Source organism: Candidatus Tisiphia endosymbiont of Melanophora roralis (assembly GCF_964026575.1).
Lineage (GTDB): Bacteria > Pseudomonadota > Alphaproteobacteria > Rickettsiales > Rickettsiaceae > Tisiphia.
Genome location: NZ_OZ032161.1, coordinates 1,021,161 through 1,045,225, shown reverse-complemented (window position 1 = coordinate 1,045,225; position 24,065 = coordinate 1,021,161). Strand labels below are relative to the sequence as shown.

General features: G+C 32.9%; 12 protein-coding genes and 1 pseudogene. 6 read left to right on the top strand and 7 right to left on the bottom strand.

Annotated elements, in window-relative coordinates; all coding sequences use genetic code 11:
- The first annotated feature begins 95 nt into the window (after nucleotides 1–95).
- The 3 genes from AAGD53_RS05015 to AAGD53_RS05005 all read left to right on the top strand — a co-directional run bounded on the left by AAGD53_RS05015 (nucleotide 96) and on the right by AAGD53_RS05005 (nucleotide 4,778).
- Nucleotides 96–1,178 carry an LptF/LptG family permease gene (locus AAGD53_RS05015; RefSeq protein ID WP_341760812.1) on the top strand — a complete coding sequence of 361 codons (1,083 nt, stop codon included), beginning with the start codon at nucleotides 96–98 and terminating at the stop codon, nucleotides 1,176–1,178.
- The gene (locus tag AAGD53_RS05010) at nucleotides 1,175–2,659 is read left to right on the top strand and encodes a UbiD family decarboxylase (RefSeq protein WP_341762427.1); all 1,485 of its coding nucleotides are present in this window, start codon (nucleotides 1,175–1,177) and stop codon (nucleotides 2,657–2,659) included. Before AAGD53_RS05015 ends, AAGD53_RS05010 begins: the two co-directional genes overlap by 4 nt.
- A gap of 364 nt (nucleotides 2,660–3,023) precedes the next feature.
- Entirely contained in the window at nucleotides 3,024–4,778 is a 1,755-nt protein-coding gene (locus AAGD53_RS05005; RefSeq protein WP_341760814.1) for a PHA/PHB synthase family protein, read from the top strand.
- 214 nt (nucleotides 4,779–4,992) lie between these two features.
- Here AAGD53_RS05005 and AAGD53_RS04995 read toward each other — a convergent pair.
- The 4 genes and pseudogenes from AAGD53_RS04995 to AAGD53_RS04980 form a co-directional block, all read right to left on the bottom strand.
- Nucleotides 4,993–5,888: pseudogene (locus AAGD53_RS04995) on the bottom strand (Rpn family recombination-promoting nuclease/putative transposase).
- Entirely contained in the window at nucleotides 5,881–6,012 is a 132-nt protein-coding gene (locus AAGD53_RS04990; RefSeq protein WP_341762425.1) for a hypothetical protein, read from the bottom strand. Before AAGD53_RS04990 ends, AAGD53_RS04995 begins: the two are co-directional and overlap by 8 nt.
- A gap of 26 nt (nucleotides 6,013–6,038) precedes the next feature.
- Entirely contained in the window at nucleotides 6,039–9,209 is a 3,171-nt protein-coding gene (ileS, locus tag AAGD53_RS04985) for an isoleucine--tRNA ligase (protein ID WP_341762424.1), read from the bottom strand.
- 16 nt (nucleotides 9,210–9,225) lie between these two features.
- A complete protein-coding gene (locus AAGD53_RS04980; RefSeq protein WP_341762423.1) occupies nucleotides 9,226–9,984 on the bottom strand; it encodes a COQ9 family protein in 759 nt (252 codons plus the stop codon).
- Between the two features lie 110 nt (nucleotides 9,985–10,094).
- Here AAGD53_RS04980 and rpsU point away from each other — a divergent pair, with 110 nt between their 5' ends.
- The 3 genes from rpsU (at nucleotide 10,095) to AAGD53_RS04965 (ending at nucleotide 16,261) form a co-directional block, all read left to right on the top strand.
- On the top strand, nucleotides 10,095–10,295 hold the full coding sequence (gene rpsU / locus AAGD53_RS04975) for a 30S ribosomal protein S21 (protein WP_341748434.1): 201 nt from the start codon (nucleotides 10,095–10,097) through the stop codon (nucleotides 10,293–10,295).
- Between the two features lie 302 nt (nucleotides 10,296–10,597).
- Nucleotides 10,598–11,815: a hypothetical protein gene (locus AAGD53_RS04970; protein WP_341762422.1), complete on the top strand. Its 1,218-nt coding sequence runs from the start codon at nucleotides 10,598–10,600 to the stop codon at nucleotides 11,813–11,815.
- A gap of 354 nt (nucleotides 11,816–12,169) precedes the next feature.
- Nucleotides 12,170–16,261 carry a hypothetical protein gene (locus AAGD53_RS04965; protein ID WP_341762421.1) on the top strand — a complete coding sequence of 1,364 codons (4,092 nt, stop codon included), beginning with the start codon at nucleotides 12,170–12,172 and terminating at the stop codon, nucleotides 16,259–16,261.
- A gap of 37 nt (nucleotides 16,262–16,298) precedes the next feature.
- Here AAGD53_RS04965 and AAGD53_RS04960 read toward each other — a convergent pair whose 3' ends face one another.
- The 3 genes from AAGD53_RS04960 to AAGD53_RS04950 form a co-directional block, all read right to left on the bottom strand.
- The gene (locus tag AAGD53_RS04960) at nucleotides 16,299–19,934 is read right to left on the bottom strand and encodes an autotransporter domain-containing protein (RefSeq protein WP_341762420.1); all 3,636 of its coding nucleotides are present in this window, start codon (nucleotides 19,932–19,934) and stop codon (nucleotides 16,299–16,301) included.
- A 218-nt stretch (nucleotides 19,935–20,152) separates the two neighbouring features.
- Nucleotides 20,153–22,000: a sensor histidine kinase NtrY-like gene (locus AAGD53_RS04955; RefSeq protein WP_341762419.1), complete on the bottom strand. Its 1,848-nt coding sequence runs from the start codon at nucleotides 21,998–22,000 to the stop codon at nucleotides 20,153–20,155.
- Nucleotides 22,001–22,058: 58 nt separating this feature from the next.
- Nucleotides 22,059–24,056 (bottom strand): acetyl/propionyl/methylcrotonyl-CoA carboxylase subunit alpha, encoded by a 1,998-nt coding sequence (locus AAGD53_RS04950; protein ID WP_341762418.1) that lies wholly within the window; start codon nucleotides 24,054–24,056, stop codon nucleotides 22,059–22,061.
- Nucleotides 24,057–24,065 lie beyond the last annotated feature (9 nt).

Here is a 24,065-nt window from a genome sequence, read left to right as displayed (position 1 = left end):
TTATAAGAAAATATCAATTAGCAGCTGCAAATAAATAATAAATAGTATAAAATAGCCAAATAGTTATATTTGAAAGACAATAGATTGATTACAGAATGTTAATATATAAACGTTATATAATAAGAAATATTGTACCATCCTTGGTGATAATTATTTTCTCGATCACTAGCCTTGTATGGATTACTCAGATATTAAAGTTTTTATACTTAATTGATAAAGGAATAAAAGCTCAGGATTTCTTAAATTTAATTATTTTAGTTATTCCATCTTTGTTATTTATTTTGCTACCTTTTGCAACTATTATCACTATTATTTATACTTATAATGCTTTAAGTGAGAGGCGTCAGATAATTATTCTACAAAATTTGGGATTAAGTAATATACAACTAGCTAGTCCAGCATTGATTGTAGCCTTGACAGTTACGTTATTTGCTTATTATATTTCGACTAGTTTATTGCCGTTATCTTATGCAAAGCTTAAATCAGATCTTAATTTCATGAAAAATAATTATGCATCCACTCTACTAGATGAGAAGACATTTAATACAATTTCTAAAGATATCACAGTTTATTTTGATAAAAGATTGGCTGATGGTACTATGAAAGATTTAATCCTTTTTGATAATCGTAAACATGATAATCATGCAATTTTATTTTCTAGATCGGGGATATTTAAAATATATAATAACTCTTCGTTTGTTCAGCTAAAAGATGGGGTTAGGCAGGTATATGACTATAATGGTAATTTAACTAATTTATCATTTGATGTTCTAACAGTAGAATTAGTCAGTAATGATGCTAAAAGATTGGTAAAGGAAGAGTATAGTCGAGAAATCAATGAATATTATATTCATGAATTATTAAAACCCAGCAATAATCTATCGAAGCAGAGGAAGATTAAATTAGTTGCTGAGGGACACCAAAGGTTGATTTGGCCAATGTATAATTTTGTACTTGTTTTTCTAACATTGTCGGTTTTTTTAAGACAGCCTTATAATAAAAAATCTAGTCTAAAGCAGATTTTAATTACGGCACTTTCTGCAATAATTATTACATATTTGCACTTTGTATTACAAAATCTTGCTTCTAAAGATTTAAATTTTATCTTTGCTTGTTATGCTAACATTATTATCGCTATTATTTTAAGCCTGTATTTATATTTTCGTAAAATTATATGAGTTTTCAAGATTTACCACAATTCCTAAAAATTTTAGAGCAAAATGGTCTCTTAAATCGTATATCTTATCCCGTATCATCCAACCTTGAAATAACAGAAATCAGTAGAAGAGTTTTAATAAAAGATGGTCCGGCTCTTTTGTTTGAAAATGTTATTAGAGATGATGGGACTAAGTCTGATATGCCAGTTTTAACCAATTTATATGCCAGCACGCGGCGGATTGCCTTAGGACTTGGTTTAAAAAATACAGAAGAGTTGAGGAAATTTGGTGAATTGCTAGCTTTTCTTAAAACACCAGAACTACCTTCTTCCTTTAAAGAAACCTTTGCTATGTGGCCACTCGCCAAAAGAATATTAGCCATGTCACCCAAGATGTTGTCAAAAGCTCCTTGTCAAGAAGTGATAATTAGTGATCCTGATGTTAATATATTGCCTATACAAACCTGCTGGCCTCTTGATATTTCACCACTACTTACTTGGTCAATAGTTGTTACAAAAGGGCCTAGCTTAGAAAAAATAGATAATTTTAACCTTGGTATATACCGAATGCAAGTAGTAGAGCGTAACAAACTTATTATGCGCTGGCTTAAAATGCGAGGTGGAGCACAACAACATAAGCGTTGGCAATCAGCAAAGATTGATCCTTTTCCTGCTGCAGTGGTTATTGGGACGAGCCCTGCTGTAACTATGGCTGCTGTTATGCCGCTACCCGATAATATGTCTGAGTATAATTTTGCTGGATTATTAAGAGGTAAGTCAATTGAACTGGTAAATTGCGTCAGTATAGATATGAAAGTGCCAGCTCATAGTGAAATTGTTATTGAAGGGCATGTAAGTTTTGAGGAGTATTTACCAGAAGGACCATTTGGTGATCATACAGGTTATTATAATGATGTTGAATGTTTTCCAGTATTTAATGTTAAGACTATTACCATGAAAAAGCAACCTATATATTTAAGTACTTATACTGGTAAAGCCCCAGATGAGCCATCTATACTTGGTGAAGCATTAAATGAAATGTTTATTCCGATAATTCAACAGCAATTTCCAGAGATTGTTGATTTTTGGTTGCCACCTGAAGGTTGTTCTTACAGAGTTGCTGTGGTATCTATTCGTAAGGCTTATGCAGGTCATGCAAAAAGAATAATGATGGGGATTTGGTCATTTTTAAGACAATTCATGTATACAAAATTTATTATTGTGGTAGATGATGATATAGATATTCGTGACTGGAAGGAAGTGGTTTGGGCAATATCGACTAGGGTAGATCCTTCTAGGGATACTACTTTTATCGATAATTCACCAATAGATTATCTTGACTTTGCCTCACCTGTGTCTAGCCTTGGTAGTAAAATGGGAATAGATGCAACTAATAAAATAGCCCCAGAAACTAATAGAGTTTGGGGTAAGAAAATAGAAATGACTAGCGAAGTTGTGGAAAAGATTGATAAAATTTGGGAGATGCTTGGTATATCCACTTGAAATATTGCTATAGCTAAACTGGAAAGGTTTTAGCCAAAAATCGTCATTGCGAGAAGTCGTGAAAAAGCGGCGACGCGGCAATCCAGGTACAACTGTTGAAAGTTAAAAAACCGTTATTGTGAAGTGTTGTTGTAAGGCTTAAACCGTCTATTAGCGAGCGAACGTACGTGAGCGTGGCAATCTAGATCATACTTTTAACTTACAATTGTTTCGTCGACCTACGGTCTCCTCGCAATGACGGTTTTTGGCTAAAATTTTTTCGGTTTAGCTATAAGCCAATAATTTTTTCTTAAAACACTTAGTGTTAGAAATTTATAGTATATATTATATACTCAAATGACTTGAAGAATTGGAATTGGGTATAATGGATAATATTTCTAGTGATGAAATAATCAAAAATATAAAAAAAGTTAGTGATAAATACCAAGAGATAATACTTTGTCTTATGCAGGGTAGGGGGAATATGATCCCTGCATCTCTTATTGATATGGATAAAAATAAAGTTATATTATCAAGCTTAAGTGAACAATTTATAAAAAATCCTGAAAAATTTTGGCAGCTAAATATTCAGTACGTTGAAAAATTTCAGAATCTTGTCATAAATTCAGTAGAGAAATTTGTAGGGAAATCAACCACTCCTCTTTTTTCACCAAATAGTAAAGATAGAAGGTTTAAGGATTTAGCTTGGCAGGATAATGCGTATTTTGATTTTGTTAAGCAATTCTATTTAATGTCTTCAGAATGGTTACAGGATAATATCGAACAATATGAACTAGCACCTGACCTTAAACAACATTTGGCATTTATGACGCATCAATTTATTAATGCCTTCTCTCCTTCAAATTTTGCTTTTGGCAACCCGATAGTTCTTAGTAAAATTTTGGAAACAGGTGGTCAAAATCTTGTTCAAGGCTTAGAAAACTTTCTTGCAGATATAAGAAATTCTAGTGATATATTCAATATAAAAACTACCGATAATAATGCTTTTTTACTTGGCAAAAATATAGCTACTACTAAAGGAAAAATTGTTTTTCAGAATCAATTAATACAGTTAATATGTTATGAACCTAAGCAAAAAACACGGGCAATACCATTACTTATAATTCCACCCTGTATTAATAAATACTATATACTTGATCTATCTGAACATAATTCAATGGTAGCGTTTCTTGTCGAACATAATTTTCAAGTATATATGGTTTCTTGGGTTAATCCCGATGAAACTCTAGCTGATAAAAGTTTTGAGGACTATGTAAAAGAAGGAGTTTTAGAAGCTTGTGAATATATAATGCAGTTTGGATATAACCATATTAATGCTATTGGTTATTGTATTGGTGGAACTTTTCTTGCGACTGCCATTGCTTATCTGAAGGCAAATAATTTAAATTATATTAATAGTGTCAGCTTTATTACTGCCCTTTTAGACTTTAAAAATCCTGGAGAAGTAAGTATTTTTGTCAATGAGTCATCGATTGCCATGATCGAACAAGAAATGAATTCTAAAGGATATTTTGATGGTCGTTATTTGTCGAATAGCTTTAGTTTGCTAAGAGCTAATGATTTAGTATGGTCGTTTTTTGTTAATAACTATCTGCTTGGTCAAACTCCAATAGCATTTGACTTATTATATTGGAATGCTGATCCAACGAATTTACCAACTAATATGTATAGCTATTACTTACGTAATATGTATCTAAATAATTTATTGAAAGAACCGAGTAACTTATCATTATTTGGTACGCCAGTTGATTTGAGCAAGATTGACTGTAATTCTTTTTTCCTTGCTGCAAATGACGATCATATAGCTCCGTGGCGATCGGTGTATGAAGGATTAAAACTATTAAAAGGTAACAAAACCTTTTGTCTTACAAGTTCTGGACATGTTGCAGGTGTGGTTAATCCTCCTGCAACGTCTAAATATAATTATAAAACTAATAAAGACATAGCCTCTACTAGTGAATCATGGTTTATTAATGCTGACGAGCATCAAGGATCATGGTGGTCTTACTGGCTTACTTGGTTAGAAGATAATAGTGGTGAGTTAATAAAATCGATAGATTATGGTAGTTTAAAATCCATCGAACTTGCCCCCGGCAAATATGTTCATAAAAGAATATAACCTCTAACTTTTTTACCTAATCTCAACTTGATAGAGCTAAATAAAGTGAGCCGATGAAAATATAGAATCAATTAATGTGAGCCAAGAAATTTTGAGAGTCAATTAAATCAAGCTAGACTGTATTTTTAAAGTCAGTTAATTTAAGCCGCTTGTTGCTGATGAAAGCAAGCCAGTGTCATTTCAAAATCAGGTCGTCATAATTAAGGAAGCTGCTTTAAGTATTTATTTTTAATAGCTCTCTAATTTTGGTAATAGATAATTTTGTCATTCTAGAGATTTCTTCAATAGAACTACCACTTTTTATCATCGTTTTTACTAATCTAGCTTCACCTCTAGCTTCACCTATTTGTTCCCAATGTTGTGCCAAACTACCCATAAGCTTTGTACCTGTTTCCTAATTTAACTTACTTGTTAATAATTTTTCTAACTCTATTCTATCCGATTGATCTATTTTTGTCAAAGTGTAAGAAAGAATCATTTCAATATAGTTATAGCCGATAGTCACTTTGGTAAATTCAGGTAAAATATTGGCTATTTCCTGCCATTTCTTTAATAGATTACGTTTTTTTATATGTTTCATAAAAAATTCAAGAATACCTGACCACACTCTTTTTTTCAGTTCCTCATCAGCAATATCATGCACATTTACTAGTTGATAATCATTTGCCCAAATATCCCTAACTAATTTACTATTGTCAAATAAACTCCACAAATTACGAGACACATTATATTTTCTTGTGCCGTTAAAAATATTAACGGATAGACTAACGGTAAAGTTTTGGTTTTAGGATTTTCAGTTAAATATCTGTCACAAATATTCATCATATATTTGAAGAGACGGAAAGCCATGAAATGATCAGGGCTGCTTTGATGCTCGACGAGCAGGTACAGATAACCATCTTGCTTACCAAATTTAGTATAAAACAACACGTCTGAGATAGTATCTCTTAAATTTGGTTCAACAAAAGTTGTATTGTCCATTTCTAGGCTAGTGAAATCTACTAAATCCTTAATATGTTTAGGTAAATGGGCATCAAAAAATTCATGTGCTACTAGTGGATTTTCCATAGCTTTACGAAAGATTTGATCATGCTTTAAGCGTTCAGCCATTTTCCTTACCTATTTTAACAAATCTTACAAGTTTTATATAGTTCATTGATGAGAATTTAGTGACGTCGTCTTCGATCACTCTCCTATTATCTATAGGCTTCGCTCCATCGTTCTTGCTATCCAATTCTCCTGAATTGACTATATTTGAGGTTACTTAGAAACTCTTGCTACCCTTATAGTTATTATGTCTGAATTTAATTCAACATTAGTCATATATTCTAGCGTGAAATCGCTAGCAAATTCACTTAAGGTTTGCTCAAGAATGAATGTACTATGTTGCTCAACTATTTGCATAACATCCGGTTTGCCTATGACTTCTAGGAAGATTCTATCATTCATGGCAAAATTGGCATCTTTTCTCGTTTGTTGAATAAAGCGTACTAAATCTCTTGCAATACCTTCTTCGTATAGTTCTTTTGTTATTTCTAAATCCAGTAATATTAGTCCATGATTATTAGCTAAAGACTTTGTACCTTTAACATTTTTAGGTTCTAAAACTAGAGAGAACTCACCTTGATTTAATGTTTCTCCCGCTATTACTAGATGCTCATTCATCAGTTGCCACTGATGGTTTTTAGAAGCTATTATGATATCCTTGACTTTATGAGGTAGACGTTTTCCTAAATTAGGGAAGTTAATAGATAATTTGTAATCAGCATGATTTTCTACATCATCTTTATAAATTACCTTTTTAACATTAATCTCATCTTTAATTAATTCTTCAAATTTTACTAGTAATTCATTATTTTTACTAATGATCGTTAAACTGCTAAGTGGTTGACGAACCCGGATATTTTCGTTACTTCTAATGAATAAAGCATTACTACAAATATCTAATACTTGATCCATGATGCTGACTAAATCATAATCGACTTCTATCATATCAAGTTTAGGAAAATCCGCTAAATGAACACTGCCTCCTTGCTTTTCTAGCCTTGTAAGTCCTAAATAAATTTCCTCAGAAATTAATGGTAGTAAACTAGATTGAGCAATAGACATTATTTCAAGACAACTATATAAGGTATTATAAGCATTTTCTTTATCTTGATCTTTTTCAATTTTCCAAAAACGATTCCTACTTCTTCTAATATACCAATTATTTAATACTTCAAAAAAATTGCCGACATTATTATAAGCTATTTGAGTATCAAAATTATCTAGCCCATACTGGATTTTTTCTACTGATATTTTTAGTTTTGATAAGATATAACGATCTAGCACATTTTGAGAATTAAAGTTGCTTTCCGCTTTTATCTGATCGCTATTAGCATACAGAGTAAAGAAATGGTAAGCATTCCAAATGGGCTTGATAAATAAACGTAAGCTCTCATAAACCATTTTACCGTCTTTGTCGATCAGCAGTTCCTGACCTTTGACTACATTGGAAGAGAGCATGGTAACTCTTAGAGCATCAGAACCATATTTATCAAATAATTCTAGCGGATCAGCATAATTATTAAGACGCTTTGATAATTTTTGCCCGGTGCTGTCTAATATAACCCCATGGCAAATACAATTTAAAAAAGGTGTTTGGTCAAAAAGGGCTGTTGACAGTACCATTAAAGTATAGAACCAACCGCGTGTTTGTGCTGAATATTCTACTATAAAATCGGCAGGAAAATGCTTTTCAAACCACTCTTTATTTTCAAATGGATAATGTACTTGCCCATAAGGCATAGAGCCGCTTTCAAACCAGCAATCAAAGACATCTTCTACTCTAACCATCATTGATTTACCGGTTGGATCATCCGGATTTTTTCTAGTTAGTTGATCAATAAAAGGCCTATGTAAATCGGTAACTGTAATCCCAAAATCTTTTTCTAACTCCTCTATTGATCCATACACATCAATCCTAGGATAAGCCGGATTATCTGATTTCCATACAGGTAGCGGTGTACCCCAAAATCTATTGCGGCTAATTGACCAATCCCTAGCATTTTCTAGCCATTTGCCAAATAAATTATCCTTGACATGCAAGGGTATCCAATTAATTTGTTGATTTAATAGGACCATTCTGTCTTTAAATTCGGTAACTTTTACATACCAAGAAGGAACGGCTTTGTATATAAGAGGGGTGTCAGTACGCCAACAATGGGGATAATTATGAATATATTGCTCGGTTTTAAGCCAATTACCCTGATTTTTTAGCTTAATAATAATTTGGTCATTAGCATCAAATACTTGCATACCAGCCAAGTCAAAAATTTCTTTGGTGTATTTTCCGCTACTATCTACCGGACAAACTAGTTCTATACCATGGGCTGCACAAAGAATTTGGTCTTCCTCACCGAAACCTGGAGCCATATGAACGATACCAGTACCGTCTCCCTCAACAACAAAATCTCCGGAAAGTACTTTAAAGCTACTTGGATGATTGGCAAAATAATTGAATAATGGCTTGTAAGTGAGATTTAATAGGTACTTACCTTCAATTATATCATAATTTTTTTCATCACTAAGTCCTAACTCTTTTTTATATTTAGCCAAAGCAAATTTAGCCAAAATATAACAAACCTGACCATTTGGTACTAAAGCATATTCAATATCAGGTCCAATAGCTAATGCTAAATTAGCTGGCAAAGTCCATGGTGTCGTAGTCCATGCCAGCATTCTGTACTCGTTATATTGTACAGAATTTGGTAATTTATCCTCAAGTACAAAACTTACCGTAACTGCCTTATCAGTTCGTTCTCTATATGCATTATCTAGCCTTGTTTCAAAATTAGATAAAGGCGTTTCACATGCCCAAGAATAAGGCATTACTCTCATTGATTCATATAGAAGTCCTTTGTTATATAATTCTTTGAAAGCCCACAGCACAGATTCCATAAAAGCTTTATCCATGGTTTTATAGGAATTGGTAAAATCCACCCATCGTGCTTGTCGATTAACATATTCCTGCCACTGATTAGCATATTTCATGACCGATGATCTACAATGCTCGTTAAATTTATCAATACCAAAATTGATAATGGCCGTTCTACCAGAAATACTTAATTCCTTCTCTGCTTGCATTTCAGCAGGGAGTCCATGACAATCCCACCCAAAGCGTCGCTCGACTCTTTTGCCTTTACTAGTTTGATAGCGTGCATAAACATCTTTGATAAAGCCAGTTAGCAGATGACCATAATGTGGTAGACCATTAGCAAAGGGTGGACCATCATAAAAGATGAATTCGTTATTTTGTCCATTATTTATTGATGGTCTAGCATCTATCGTTTTTTGGAAAATATTATTCTTCTGCCAATAAGCTAAAATCTTTTTTTCAATCGTTGGAAAATCGGCATTAGATTGGATATCTGGGTAGTATTTATTAGTCATGTTGTAATCTTGATTATTATAAAAATAGTCGAATAATTGGTATATCGACGGGATTTGGTAATTTAAAAATATTCTTACATTTAGAGAACATAGTTATGATACTAGATAAAGACTTGGTAATATATTTATCGGTATCTATATTATTTTCTGACTCGTCTTGAATGTAATAGAGTATCGAACTTATATAAACGCTAAATAACAAACTTCTCTTAGTATAATAATTATGATCTATAGATGTATCTCCTGCATAACGCCAAATTAAATCGCAGGTACGAAAGGCTATTTTTGTAGCAAATAGAGTGTTTGATGGTGTGGTAAAATAAGTACGATTCTTCAAATGTATACTCTTCTGCTTTGAAGAATTGGTTTTTGCAAATACTTGCGGGGTATTCGCGTACTCACGTACTTCATGTACGCCTAGTCCGTTCACCCCTTGTTTATTGTCCCCATTCTCCAAATCATTTGAGTATACAAGTTTAGGTGTACAATTTTTTATTCTAACTTTTAAGGCTAAATCAATTTTATCCCTTATTTTAGCTGGGGTTTCTTGCTGAGATAATAACTCAAGCATTTTTTGGTCTTGCCAGCTTTCAAAAAAATCAACTATTTCCCTTAGACCATTTGGAAAAATTATATGACAATACCCCTTAACAAAACCACATTCCTTTTCCGCATCTGCCAATAATTTATTATTCCACTCATCAAAGATTAGCAGTTTTGCTAGAACTTGTACAAATTGTACTTTCAAACTATGATATTTTTCGTAAGTAGTCATAAAAAATAGTCGTTAAATGCATCTTTTAATCTTGACATATAAGCTTAGTATATAGATAATGTTACTATCATTCAATAGTCTAATTTATGCTAAATAGGGGGTAATTAAAAGTGATACTAGTAAACGTTCATGCTGGGAATGGTGAGCAAGCAATTAAAAATTTGAAAAGAAAAATGCAAAGAGAGCTTGTGTTCCGTTCAATGAAAATGTCGCGTTTCTATGAACCTCCTTCAGTAAAACGTGTTCGTAAAGATCAAGAAACAGAAAGAAGAAAAAGAAAAGTTGCTCGTAAACAACTAATGGAAGGTTAATCGAGCTTAAAACTATTATATCTGCGAAGTAGGGCAGTTTAACTCGATAATCAAGTTTCTCCTTAACCGTCATTGCGAGGAGACCTAAGGTCGACGAAGCAATCCAATATATTGGCTTACCTATGCCTAATCTCTTGGATTGTTTCGTTGCTACTAAAGTAGCTCCTTGTTAATAGATAATGGTTGATCAACTCCTCAGCAATAACATTTGGGTGATGACACAATTCTAAATTTGAGATATTATGATTATTAGACCATATTTTTGCTACATTTTTTTTATAGTTTTAATAATATCATCTTTTATGATGCACACTCACGCAGCTGAAACAAAGAGTGCTAATTTGTATATCATAAGCGATAAAGCTTTTGTTGGGGATCGTAGTCAATTGCTAGGAGTAGCAAGAGAAAGCGAGAAATATTTTAAAAGCAAGTCTGTTACGCTGAATGTTGAGGAATACGATAAATCTCAATTAGAAACCGTTAAGGATCAAATTAAGGGTCAAATTAGCAGTAACAAAAATCTTGCCATTATAGTTTCAGTTGGTTATTACGGCATAGAATCAATAACTAAATTAAAGTCAGATCCTGAACTGGCAAAAAATATTATCGCAGTACATCTTTCTCACCAACTATTAGATAATGGCACTTTATCACACAAGCAACTTGTCCAAGAAAAACGTGATAATTTTTTGGGTGCAGACATAATAGCATTGCCTAGTCATGCATTAGATAAGCAGAATACTAAACTTACTGGTAAGCTTACTGGCGTGAACACTATACTACTTACTACTAATGGGGTGGCTCATAATATGCAGGTCTCTGATATTGAATCAGAATATGCTGCATTTAAATCAATGTTTTCTTCCTTTGATAAATATTTAGCAGTGATTTTAGCAGGGGATGTACTGGAAAATGGTACATATCATTGCTACACAAATAAAGAAGCAGAGAAGTTAGCCAATTATGTTAGTAATCTTGCATTAAAAAATAATTATTTCGTATTAGTATCCAATGGTCCACGTACAGGAAAATATGATTGCCAAAACAATAAAGAACTTAGTGTACATGAAAAAGATAGTATAATGGATACGGTGACCTCAAGTTTCCAAAGGGTTTTACAAGAAAATCGAGTACCCTTTAAATTATTTGACTTTAAGAAAGGACAACCAAGTATGTATAAGGCTATTCTTGGAGCTGTTTTATATAACAAGCATAGTTTGATTATAGTACCAGGTGAGTCTACTTCTATGGTCTCGGAAACCGTAGATATGTTACCTGCTAAAACTGTTACGGTGTATTATAACTCCACAATGAACGAAACCCATAAAAGACATATAAAAAACGAGTTTAATGAAGGAAGAGTGTCAATTATTGATGAGAATATGCATCTTCATTTACCTAATATACCTAATAATATGCGAGTTAAGTATTATTCTGCTAGTGAGAATATAGCTAAGGGCATATATACTTTGTGGCATACTCGTACAGTTAGTATACCAAAGGTTATTAAACTGCCCTGATGTTACCCCTACAACTGTTGAAAGTTAGTAAATACAGCTTCTTTATACGTCTATTAGCGAGGAGACCGTAGGTCGACGAAGCAATCCAGTAACATCATTTATCTATAGATTGTTTCCTAGATTGCTTCATTTACGCTCGCAATGACGTTGTGGTATAGGTATTTGTAAACTTTCAACAGTTGAGGGGTTCTTGCTTTAGCAATAATTCTTATAAATCCACGAAATTAACATAAAGAATTTCCAATAATCTAGAGATTTTACTTCTAAAAGTTGTTTTTAACAACTTTTGAAGTTATAGTTATACTCTAATTTTTATAATATTAATTTAGATAATTTAAACTATGGGTAAATAAAATGTCATTACCAGAATCAGAAGAAGCTTTATCCGCAATAAAACAACTTCAAGAAAAGATGAAAACTGAGCAGGGTATATTTGAAGAAGCTAATAAAGACCTCAAAGTGCTACAAAGAGATATCCGAGAGAAGCAAACAGCATTAGATACTCTAAGAGAGAATTTGCAGGAACAAGATAAGGATGCATCAGAATTGTTGGGAGAACTTTGGAAACAGCAGGAAAAAATAAAAGGACACCTAGCTGCTCAATCAGCAGACGAAATAAAAAAAGCAGTTCAAGAACAAAATGAATTTATAGATTTAGAGTTAGAATTGATCAAGCAGCAATATGAAAACATTGTATTAAATCTTGAGCTATGTCGAGAGTTTGAGCAGTTTTTACATGGAGATGGAAAAGATACTTCTCATAGGAGCATTGAACACAAAGAGGCATTTGATAAATTTCTTGCAGGAAATGAATTACTTAGCGAAGATAACAAAGAACAATTACTTGAGAAAAATTTGCAGCTTATGGTCGAGCTTAATGCCAGTATGCAGAATTTAGAAGAAAGAGATAGAAATTTAATAGAGCTAAAAAAGGAGTTACAAAAGAAAGATTTAGCTGATAATTTGACAGTTGATGCTCAGCCAATACTACAAGAATTGTTTAAGGAACGTCAAGCGGAGATAGAAAAAGATATAAAAGCTATTTCAGAACAAGAGCCTATACTAGCAAAACAATATGAAAATATAATACTCCAGGAAAAAGAAATAAAGACAATCCAAGACGAAATAGATGCAAAGACTAAAATCATTAAGCAAAGCAAGCAAAAAGAAGAGCAGTTGTTTGAAGAATTAAAGCAATTGGAACAAAAATCTTACCCCCCTCTATCCAGTGCAAAACAACAAGAAGGTTCAGTTAGCCAGTATTCTATATTACAAGAAAGAGCTAATGATGCTGAGGCGTCAGTGAAACGTCAAATTGAGATTAATAAGTTGAATGAACAGCTTAAGATTGCACAGGGTAAAATAGATGATCAAGATCATCAATTACAGCAATTAAAATCATTGATAGATACGGAAAAATTATCTGCAGAACAAGAAAGCAAAAAAAATCTAGAACGAATAAGTGAACTCCAAGAACGGATTAGGGAACTGGAGGGAGAAAAGGAAGAGCAACAACAATCTACGATATCTCACGGACGTAGTTGGGCAGATGAACTACAGGAGCTAGGTGAATCAGATGGATCTTTGTCAGATCAGATAGATAAGTTAACCAGTGAAAATGATAAATTAAGAGCTAAGTTAGAAGCTACAGAGAAAAATGCAAAAGAACAGCTAGAGGTACTTAGTGGGGAAAAAGAATTAGAGTATAAAGCAAAAGAAAATTATGCAGCAAAATTGCAAGAGGCAACTGAGAAATTATCGGAACTACAATCTCAACTACAATTAGAATTGCAACAAACAAGGAATGAGTTAGAGAAAAAACAAGAAGAGTTAAATTTAGAAAAACTTACTTTTAGAGAGAAAGATGGGCAAAATACAAAATTAGAAGCTAAGCTAGCTGATTTAAACAAGGTTTATGGTGAGTTGCAAAATGAATTAAATGCAGCACAGGAAAGTCATGCAAAGGAATTTAATAGACAATCGGAACTAGCTAAAGAAGAATTACAAAAAAGTCGGAATGAGTTAGATGCGAAACAACAATTATTAGAAAAATCTCAAGAGGAGTTATTATTAGCACAGAATCAATCCAAAGAAAAAAGTGAGCTAACTAAAAAATTACAAGATCAGCTAGCAACAGAAAGTGAGCAGGCTAAAAAACTACAAACTCAAGTAACAGAACTCACTAATAAGGAAAATGAGTTAATGACTAAGTTAGCAGTGGCAGAACAAAATACAGAAAATCAGAAAGGTCAGATAGATAAGCTTACTAAAGAAATAGGATTAGAGAAGAATGAAGCTCAAGCAATACAAAAAAAGGCAGAAGGGTTTGAGGAACAATTGGAGAGAGCCAAAGTAGAACAAGTAGCAGTAGTGCGAGAGCTAAATGAAAAATTATCAGTAGAACAAAAAAAATTTGGAGAAGAAAGTAATAGGTATAAAGAGCTGCAAATTCAGCTAGAAGCAAAAAGTGATCAAGCTGACAAATTACAAGCTAAGCTAGATGGGTTAACCAATGAGAATGCTAATTTAAATACTCAGTTACAAGCAGAAAAAAATGAAAAAAAAGAGCTAGTAGAACTTAGTGAAGCAAAAAATTTAGAGTATAGTAAAGCAAAAGAAAATTATGCAGCGAAATTGCAAGAGGTAGATGAGGAATTATCACAACTAAAATTAGAACAGCAAAAAAGTTGGAGTGAGCTAGAAAAGAAGCAACAAGAATTAATAATCGTTCAAGAAAGCCTAAAGGCAGCTGAGCAAGAATATGGTGTAGAAAGTAAGCAAGCTAAAGAATTACAAGCTCAGCTAGGTGGATTAACCAATGAGAATAATAGTTTAAAAACTCAGTTAGAAGAAATAGAAAATGAAAGAAAACAGTTAGAGGTACTTAGTGGGAAGAAAGATTTAAAGTATAATTATTTAGAGGCAGAATACGAAAAACAACAGGCAGAGCTAAAGAAAATTCAACAAGAATTAACCGAAGCCCAAGAAAAACTAACGTTGGAAAAACTTATTTCTGATGAGCAATATGACCAAAATAAAAACTTTAAAACTCAGCTAAATAAAGTAACCGACGAGAATGCGGGTTTAAAATCTCAGTTAGAAAAAATAAAAGAAGATACAAAAAATCAGCTAGAAACACTTAGTGCAAGAAAAGATTTAGAGTATAATGCCTTAAAAGAAAAACAAAAAGGGGATATAGATGAACTTTGGGGGAGGTTGGAGGTTGCTCAGGAACATGCCCAAAGAATCCAAAAAGATCAACAGGCTAGAATAGCGGAACTTGAAGCTAAAAACGCTAAACTTCTAAGTCAGTTGGAAAAATTACAAATTAAGCCGGAAGTACAAGAAGCTGGGATGCAAACGGATGAGATAGCTAGTAAGTCAATAGGTACGGAAACAGAGACTATTACTAAAGAGTTTAGAGCAGTTGATAGCCAAACAGATAATAGGCAAAAGTTGTATCAATCAGTAGGTACAGAGTATAGCCCTAGGATGTATAGTGGCATGTCTGTAGATAAAGTATTAGTTCAGGATAAGACTAAGGGTAATGTTTATGACGATGATAAAATATTGCAAGCTTTTAAGGAATTGTCAAGAGAGCAAGTCCGACCAATTGTTAATAAATTTTCTTTGCAATCTACAAGCAGTTTTGCTCAATTTGCCCAAAAAAATGTTGGCGGATTATCCGAAGTATTGCGGGACTCAGAAGTACTACGAGAGATAGAAAATATTGAACAAAGAGGCTATACAGATATTCATAAAAAATTTGCAGCTGAGTATAAAGATATTGAATGGCAAGATAAAGGAGCAGATAAGAGCTTTAGTTTGCAGCAAAACGGTAAGGATGTTGTGACAATAAATGAAACAATATTGAGTCATGATGACAAAAATGCTAAATATAAAACTAGTGAGGGAGAAGAAATTAAAAATGCTCGTATGGTAAATATACCGTTATCTATAGATATGCAGGGGGCGTGCCATATGTCTTTTGCAGTACAAGATACAAATGGACGTAATATTAGTAAAGAAGATGCTGTGTATTTGACTGCTCACTATAAGAATGGCAAGTTGGTGCATCTGACCAAACCTACAGAAATATTTTCTTGTTCTGAGGACAATAAGTCACCTTTATATTTGAAACGTAAGGGTAAAACTTATACTTTACCAGTAGATAAAAGCACTCTTGAGAAACTTGAGCAAGAAGTTCTTAAAAACAAAGGAGAATATGTAGGAATAGTTAAAAATGCCCAGGGTAATATTAGGGTAAATTCAGCTGCTGTTCCCGGGTTGCAACCTGATCGTGTAACAGCTGACCCTCTTTTTAAGGATGCGTCTCAGCTATTACATGATGCTAATGCTACCCCTGCTCTAGATGGTTCTCTAGATAAGAAAGGACTTGCTAATAAACAACCTAACCGAAATGTAGGTGGTGGTAGAGATTGTTAACGAGAGTTGCTAATTATGTAATAATTAGCAACTTATATTAAAATTTCACTGATCCATTAACATAGAAAGAGTGGGTAGTAAAACTTTTCTTTAAACTATAATCATAACCAGCACCTAATTCAAGTGCTGATACAGATTGCATGTTTATACAACCTCCTAAAGTGTACATAACATTTTTTGGAGATGGTCTTAGAGATTTTGTGATAGCTACTGTTTGAGTATGGTGTTCTATGCTAGTAAAATTAATAATGTCGGTTGAATTATTTAGTAGAATAGTCTGATCTAGTTTAAAGTATACCTTAGGAATAATTGAAATATTTTTTACCAAAATGCGTTTACTGAAATCAATTCCAGTTTCAAATGATACTCTTTTTCCTTTCCTAGTTGGTACATTAATATTAAAATCTTTCCTATATTCTGTAAAATTTTTGATTAGAAAACGATCAAATATTATTCCTACCATTGGTTTGAACAAAAATTTATCTAAATCAACTTTATAGTGAGTTTCAAGCTTCGCACGTCCTACATAACCGTTAGTCTTGCTATTAATGGATATAGTATCTCTTTTCCCTAGATTTTTAATAAAGGCTTTACCATATTTAAGATAAGAACTCAGATACATATTTGGTGATAATGTATATTTGCTGTAAACTGCAGCTACATGTAAAATAATATTTTGCTTGTCATTAAAGATGTTTTGAAATTTAGTATATGAATTTGCATTAGCATATGCGATTCCTATAATAAGTTCATCAAGAGGCTGTGCATCAAAACCTAGAACGAAGCCTTGCTGATTATTTTTAAAGGGTAAAGTATTTCCTTTTTGTTTGCTAGTAGACCTCATAACTTGAATCCACCCTCCTTTTTTAATATAATAATCATTATCCCCTGCCGCTTTTACCGTAGGATTATCTGTTAATAGATTATTTTGATTTCGAGTACTTAAAGCATTTGAAATTAAATCCAAGTAATCAAATTCTATATATGTAGTATATTTTGCTATATTTTGTTCGATATCAAAATTAATAGGTGGGATATAAGATTTTTTTTCAACTAATGCTATAGTTTCTAGAGGAGTTTGAGGTGCAGCTGCAAGAGGCTGCTCATTAGTTACAAAATGTTCATCCTTCTGATGTTCATCTACATGTTGTCCATCTGCATGATGTTCAGCCTCAGGAGGTTGATCATTAGCTACTATAGGTACAGCATCTTCTTTAAACAATTCTTCTAACCCAAGATTATCTTCATCAAATATATCATGTTCAGCCTCAAGAGGTTGAACTGCAGGAGGATTATTTTCTACGTGGACTACATCTGCAGGAGGTTGAGGTACAGCCTCAAGAGGTTGAATTGCATGATGTTCTTCCTCGGGAAGTTGCTCATTAGCTACTATTGGCACAGCTTTTTCTTTAAACAATTCTTCTAACCCAAGATTATCTTCATCAAATACTTCATTTTGAACAACAACTACATTATCATGTACAGCTATACTCCTTTTTTGCCTTTTAGTAGGGGCTTGATGAACAGCTACTAGAGGCAGAACATTAGCTACATGATATTCAACTGTATGATGTTGTTCATGTGCATGATATTCAGCCTGCTGAGGTAGAACATTAGCTACAAGTTGTTCAACTGCGTGATATTCAGGCTTATCTACAAGCTGTTCAACTGTGTGATATTCAGGTTCAGGAAGTTGAACATTAGCTACTATTGGCACAGCCTTTTCTTTAAACAATTCTTCTAATCCAAGATTATCTTCATCAAATATATCCTGTACAGCTATACTCCTTTTCTGCCTTTTAGTTTTGTAAAGTTTCGATGGATTCTCATATTCATGTAGTTCTATGTTGTTTTCGCTTACCCCTTGTTTATTGTCCACATTGTATACTACAACTTGGTCAACTACTGTGTGCGTTGTTGAAGATTGTTCTTGAGTTATTGGTAGGGGGGGAAACATTACTACTGCTACTTCATCACTAGAATCAAGATTTGAAGCATCTGATGATCTTCTTGAATAATATTGTGGATCGAGTGGTGCTAATGAAGATGACCGTGAAAACCTTTTGGGAGTATCTATGAGTGGTTCATCTTCAGAGTCGCTCCACTCTTCCTCTTCAGATTCTGGTGTGCTGCTGTGATAAGAGAAAAATCCTTCGTCTAGTGATTGGGGTCGGGGGAGTTCGAGGCTAAACGTACGAGTAATAGTTTTATTATCTTGATAATGTTTAGGTTGTTCTGTTTCGATGCTATGCCTGCGAGTAATAATCTCCTTACGTTGATTATTACCGTCATTTTCTGTTGAAAACTCTTGCAATTCATCGTGTAAACTTTTAGTGTTTACTTGTGGTATAGCTTTATCGGTTAGCGTTTCATTATTAGGTTGAGTGGTATCTAATATTAGAGGCGTAACAACAGAAGGATCTATTTGGTATGGTAATATCTCTGTTTGCATATTTAAGCTTGGAGCTGGAGGTTGGTCGTCAAGAGATATATAAGGTGATTTTACTGATACCAAACTATTAGAAGTTTGAGGTTGTGCTTTGATAATAGAAATAATGTGTGCTGCCACATTCCTAAACTGTAGTTTCTTCTTTGGTAAAGCAGGTAAATTAGCCTCTTTACAATCTAACTTAGATTCAAAGTATTTTTTTGTTTCTTCTAACTTGCAGATTTTATCTTTTTTTATATCAATAGAACTTGATAGTTGGTCGTAATTATCTTTTTCTTGGTTGAGTATTGAGTCTTGCTTTTCTGTCTCACGTATCTTCTGTGCTAAATCTCCTAACTTTTGATTTACTTCCTTAAGATTAGTATAGAGAGTTTCTTTTTTGTTATCATCGTACCCTAGGTCTTGTGGAGATATTTTTATTTTTTTTAGAATTTCAATTATACTTGAATGATCTGAAAAATTGTCTTCGTAAATTTCGGGGTCTGTGTTTACTACGTTGTATTCGCTCCCTCCTTGTTTGTTGTTCTCATTCTTCAAGTATACAGCATCTTGATGTGAGGTTTCCTCTAATTCTTTTTTTATTGTTAATAAAAAATTGTCCTTTTCCACCAAAGCTTTTAGTTTAGCTTCTGATTGAGCTTTATTATATTCTTTCTTTTCCTCAAAAATCTTTTGTTTAGCTTCTAATAGAGCTTTATTATATTCTTCATAATTTCTATCTATTAGCTTCTCTATTTCGGTTAAACCTTTCTCCTTTATGCCTTTCAGCGTTTTGTTATCTAATATCTCGTTTAAGATTTTTTCTTTCTCAAAAGTATATTCTTTCATTAACTCAAGAGACTTTAAAGACTCCTTTTCTAGTAAATCAACTGCTTCTGAATAATAATTGTTTTTTTTACCCAATGCTTTTGTTACTCTATGTGAATTGTATTCTTGTTCTAGTGTTTTCAACTCACCACGAGCTTCATCAATAAGTTGCCGAGTTGCCTCTATTTCATTTTCAAAGTATTCTCTATTAGTAGTTGGATCTAAATGAGGTAGATTTATTTGCTCATTTCTTAGTTCTGCTGCCAAAACATTAGATGTACCAAACCCTTGTAATAAAAGAAATAGAATAAACAAAAAAAGAAAAATTATGCACCTTGTTACTAAATATCTATTAAATATATATCTATTAGATCTATTAATAAGAAAATTATTTTGTAACTTGTTAAATAAAACCATTTTATTACCTATCAGTTAATTTATTTATTAAAGATTAATTAATGTTAATGCAATTGTCATAGAGAGGGAAAGTAGAAACTGTATTTATAATTTTATTTTTAAAGAAAGATTTACTAATATGTAATAAAAATCACGATTGCAGATTAAGTGTATTGTTATAAAGCATGACTTTAAATATGAGAGAGTTACCAAGAAAAAAGTAAAGTAAGAAAAGAATATTAAGTGAAAATGTGATTTATCGACTTCGAATTATTGATCTTTAATTTTAATTCATCAAGGTTGAATGTTATGTTGACAATCGCTCCCCCCTCGTACTTGTTTGCTAACTCTAGTGTTGCACAATGATCCTGTGCTATTTTTTTGATAATGGCTAGCCCTAAACCAGTTCCTTTAGATCTAGTTGTTATATAGGCTTCTGTAGCCCTATCAATTAAATTTGCTTGGAATCCTACTCCATTGTCATTTACTGTAATAGTAATCTGGTGGTTAGACTTGGTTATAGAAACAGCAATAACACCTTGTTGAAATCTAGTAAGTCCTATAGATTCTTCGGCATTTTTTAATAAATTAACCATAATCTGATTAATTTGAGTTGTATCACAGATAAAATCTATGTGTTTATCAGTTGTGATGAATTTATATAATATTTTATCATTAATTAATTTTCGTGATTCAACCATATTCTTTATAAGAATTACTAGATCACAATCCATAAATATTGGGGCTGGTAGTCTTGCAAAATTAACAAATTCAGAGACAATTTTCTTAATATCGTCAGTATGACGTACAATCATCTGTATGTATTTGTTGAACTCTGCCTTATCTTCAACTTGATTACTAAATTTCCTAAGCAATCTTTCGGAGGCAAGGTGAATAGGTGTCAAAGGATTCTTAATCTCGTGAGCTACTTTCCTTGCTACGTCAGACCAAGCAAGTGCACGTTGAGCTATAACTAGATCTCTTTGTTGATGGTCAATTTGTTTAATCATCCTATTAAAAGCTGAGGATAAAACGCTTATTTCATCTTTATTAACAAGGTCTTCTGGTACTTGAATAGTTAAGTCACCATTTTTAACCTTTTCAGTAGCAATCACTAATTTCCGAATAGGCTTTACTATCTTTGTAGCAAAAATCATCCCCCAGCTTATTGCAGCTAATAGCAGTAATAAAGCAATAAAAATAAATACTATAGAAAATTTGATCTGCATACTGGATATATGTTTTTTAAGACGATAATATTCTTCAGCTGCACCGTTAGTTTTATCAATATGATCAATAATTTTAGCATCAATCAATCTACCTACCAACAAATATATATCATTATGATCTTTAAGTTTTGTAAGCATTCGAATCTTTTTAGGATCAGATTTTATCTCAACAATTTCTCCTAGCTCAGCTCTTTTCATTAAATGAGCTGGAATAGTAGCAAATGAAATTGCGAAACTTAAGAATGTATTAGCAATAACAGTATTAGTAGGTCTATGTAAAACCATAGCTTCGTCAAGAGAGCGCATCTCAACTTCAGTATTTAATGCTTCATTAAATGAAAGGGGATTATGTATTAAATTATAATACATCTCCGTTAAATCATCAGCGACGGATAATGCTGTTTCGCGTAACTGTAGTTTATGTTCGTCTATATAAGATTCTGCTACTATTATCGACTGATCAAGCACAGCAGAAATCTTTTTATCGAACCAAGATTGAATACCAAAGTTAAAGAAGTATGCTGAAAAGACTGAAACAATAATGGTTGGAATTGTAGCAATTAAACTAAAGGCAATAATGATACGATTTTGTAATTTCGAAGACGTCTCCCTTTCACCTTTATCAATAAAATCTCGTAAAAATTTACGAGCTAATAAAATGCCTAAAAGTAAGAATACAGCAAGATCTACTAATATAAGCCCTATAACTCTACTTGGGTCTGGTCCAAGAGATTTCGATTCAATTGAAATCACATAATAAGTCGAGCAAGCCAATATAATGGCTACAATTATTAGAACAAATATTAATTTACTGCTACTACAATATTTTTTAAGATATCGATAAAAGTAATTCAACATTTTTATTATTCAAAATCATTTGAGTATATTTGAAGTTCTACCCCTACCTAATTTAAACCTAAGCAAATTCAAGTAACACCTGTCCACTAATCACCTGATCTTTCTCATTAACTAGGATTTTAGCAATTTTCCCATTACGCTCAGCAACAAGTATATTCTCCATTTTCATGGCAGTTAAAACCATAATCTCTTGACCAATAACTACCTTACTACCTTCTTGAACCTTAATTGCAATAATTTGTCCTGCAAGCGGGGCGTGCAGTTCTGTTTGCTCTTCTTGGATATTTTTTGTAATCATCAACGCTTCTAGTTCAGACATCCGTGGGGAACGGACGTAAGCTTTAACACTAATGCCTGAATGTGATAACATATAACCTGTTAAGATATTGCCAATTTTTACATTGGCTTTTCTACCATTTACAATACAGGAAAAGAGTCTACTACCTAAGTTCCAGTTACTACGTATATAAATTCTATCATTTTCTTGTCTTATATTATAACCATAATCTACTGATTTAATTAAAACTGGAAATAGTTTGTCATCAATTGATACAACCCATCTAGTACCGATTTTGTGAGTTTGATCGACTATTTGACCAGAGATTAACGAAGCACGTTTTTGCTCGGCAATATAAACAAAAATGGCTGTAGCTAGGAATATTTTAGTGATTTCAGAAGTTAAGCTTGCTCCAGAAAAACCATCTGGATATTCTTCTTCTATAAATGCAGTATTTATATCACCTGCTATAAAACGAGGATGTGATATTACTGCTTCTAAGAAACTAATATTATGAGAAATACCTTGTATTATGTAAGCACTTAAAGCAGAACGCATAACCTCAATAGCTTGTTCTCTAGTCTCTCCGTAAGTACAAAGTTTTGCAATCATTGAATCATAAAACATACTGACTTCTCCACCAAGTCCAAGACCTGTATCCACACGTATGTTAGCATTTTTTGGTGGTTCTGCATATTCAGTAATTCTGCCACTAGACGACAGAAATCCACGCATTGGATTTTCTGCACAAATTCTAGATTCAAACGCATGCCCCTTTAATTTTATATCTTCTTGAGAAAATGATAATTTTTCACCAGCAGCAATTTTTATCATCTCTTCTACTATGTCAATACCAGTGATCAGTTCAGTTACTGGATGCTCAACTTGTAGCCTAGTATTCATCTCAAGGAAATAAAAGTTCTTATCTAAATCAACTATAAATTCAACTGTACCGGCTGAGTAATAACCGACCTTGCTAGATAAAGCTAAGGTCTCTTTATACATTTTTTGCCGTATTTCCTCGGTAATAAAGGAGCTTGGGGCTTCTTCAATCACTTTTTGATGATAACGTTGAATTGAACATTCTCGCTCACCAAGACAAACACTGTTACCATACTGATCAGCTAATAATTGTATTTCAATATGCCTTGGGGACTGAATTAATTTTTCAATGAATAATCTACCATCGCTAAAATTATTTACTGCCTCAAGCTTAGCTGATTCAAAGGCATTAGCCATTTCTTCAGAGTTTTTTACCACTCTCATTCCACGACCACCACCACCAGCTGTTGCCTTAACTATAACAGGGAAACCTATTTTTTCTGCAATTTCTATGGCCTGATTTATATTGCTGATAGTACCAATATAGCCAGGGACTAGGCTGATTCCTGCTTCCATAGCGATTTTTTTTGCTTCAATTTTATCGCCCATTTTCTTAATAGCAGAAGCATTGGGACCTATTAAGGCAACTCCTTCCCTTTTTAAGATATTTGCAAAATTTGAATTTTCTGATAAAAATCCATATCCTGGATGCACCGCCGAAGCACCACTTGCTCTAATAGCATTTACAATATTTTTAATTGACAAATAGCTCTCAGTGGCAGGAGAATTGCCGATATAATAAGCTTCATCAGCATATTGTACATGCATTGAATGTGTATCTGCTTCAGAATATACGGCAACTGATGTAATACCCATCTTCTTTAGGGTTCGCATTATTCTCAAAGCTATTTCACCACGATTGGCGATTAAAATTTTATCAAATAATGGTTTAGTCATAAAATCTCG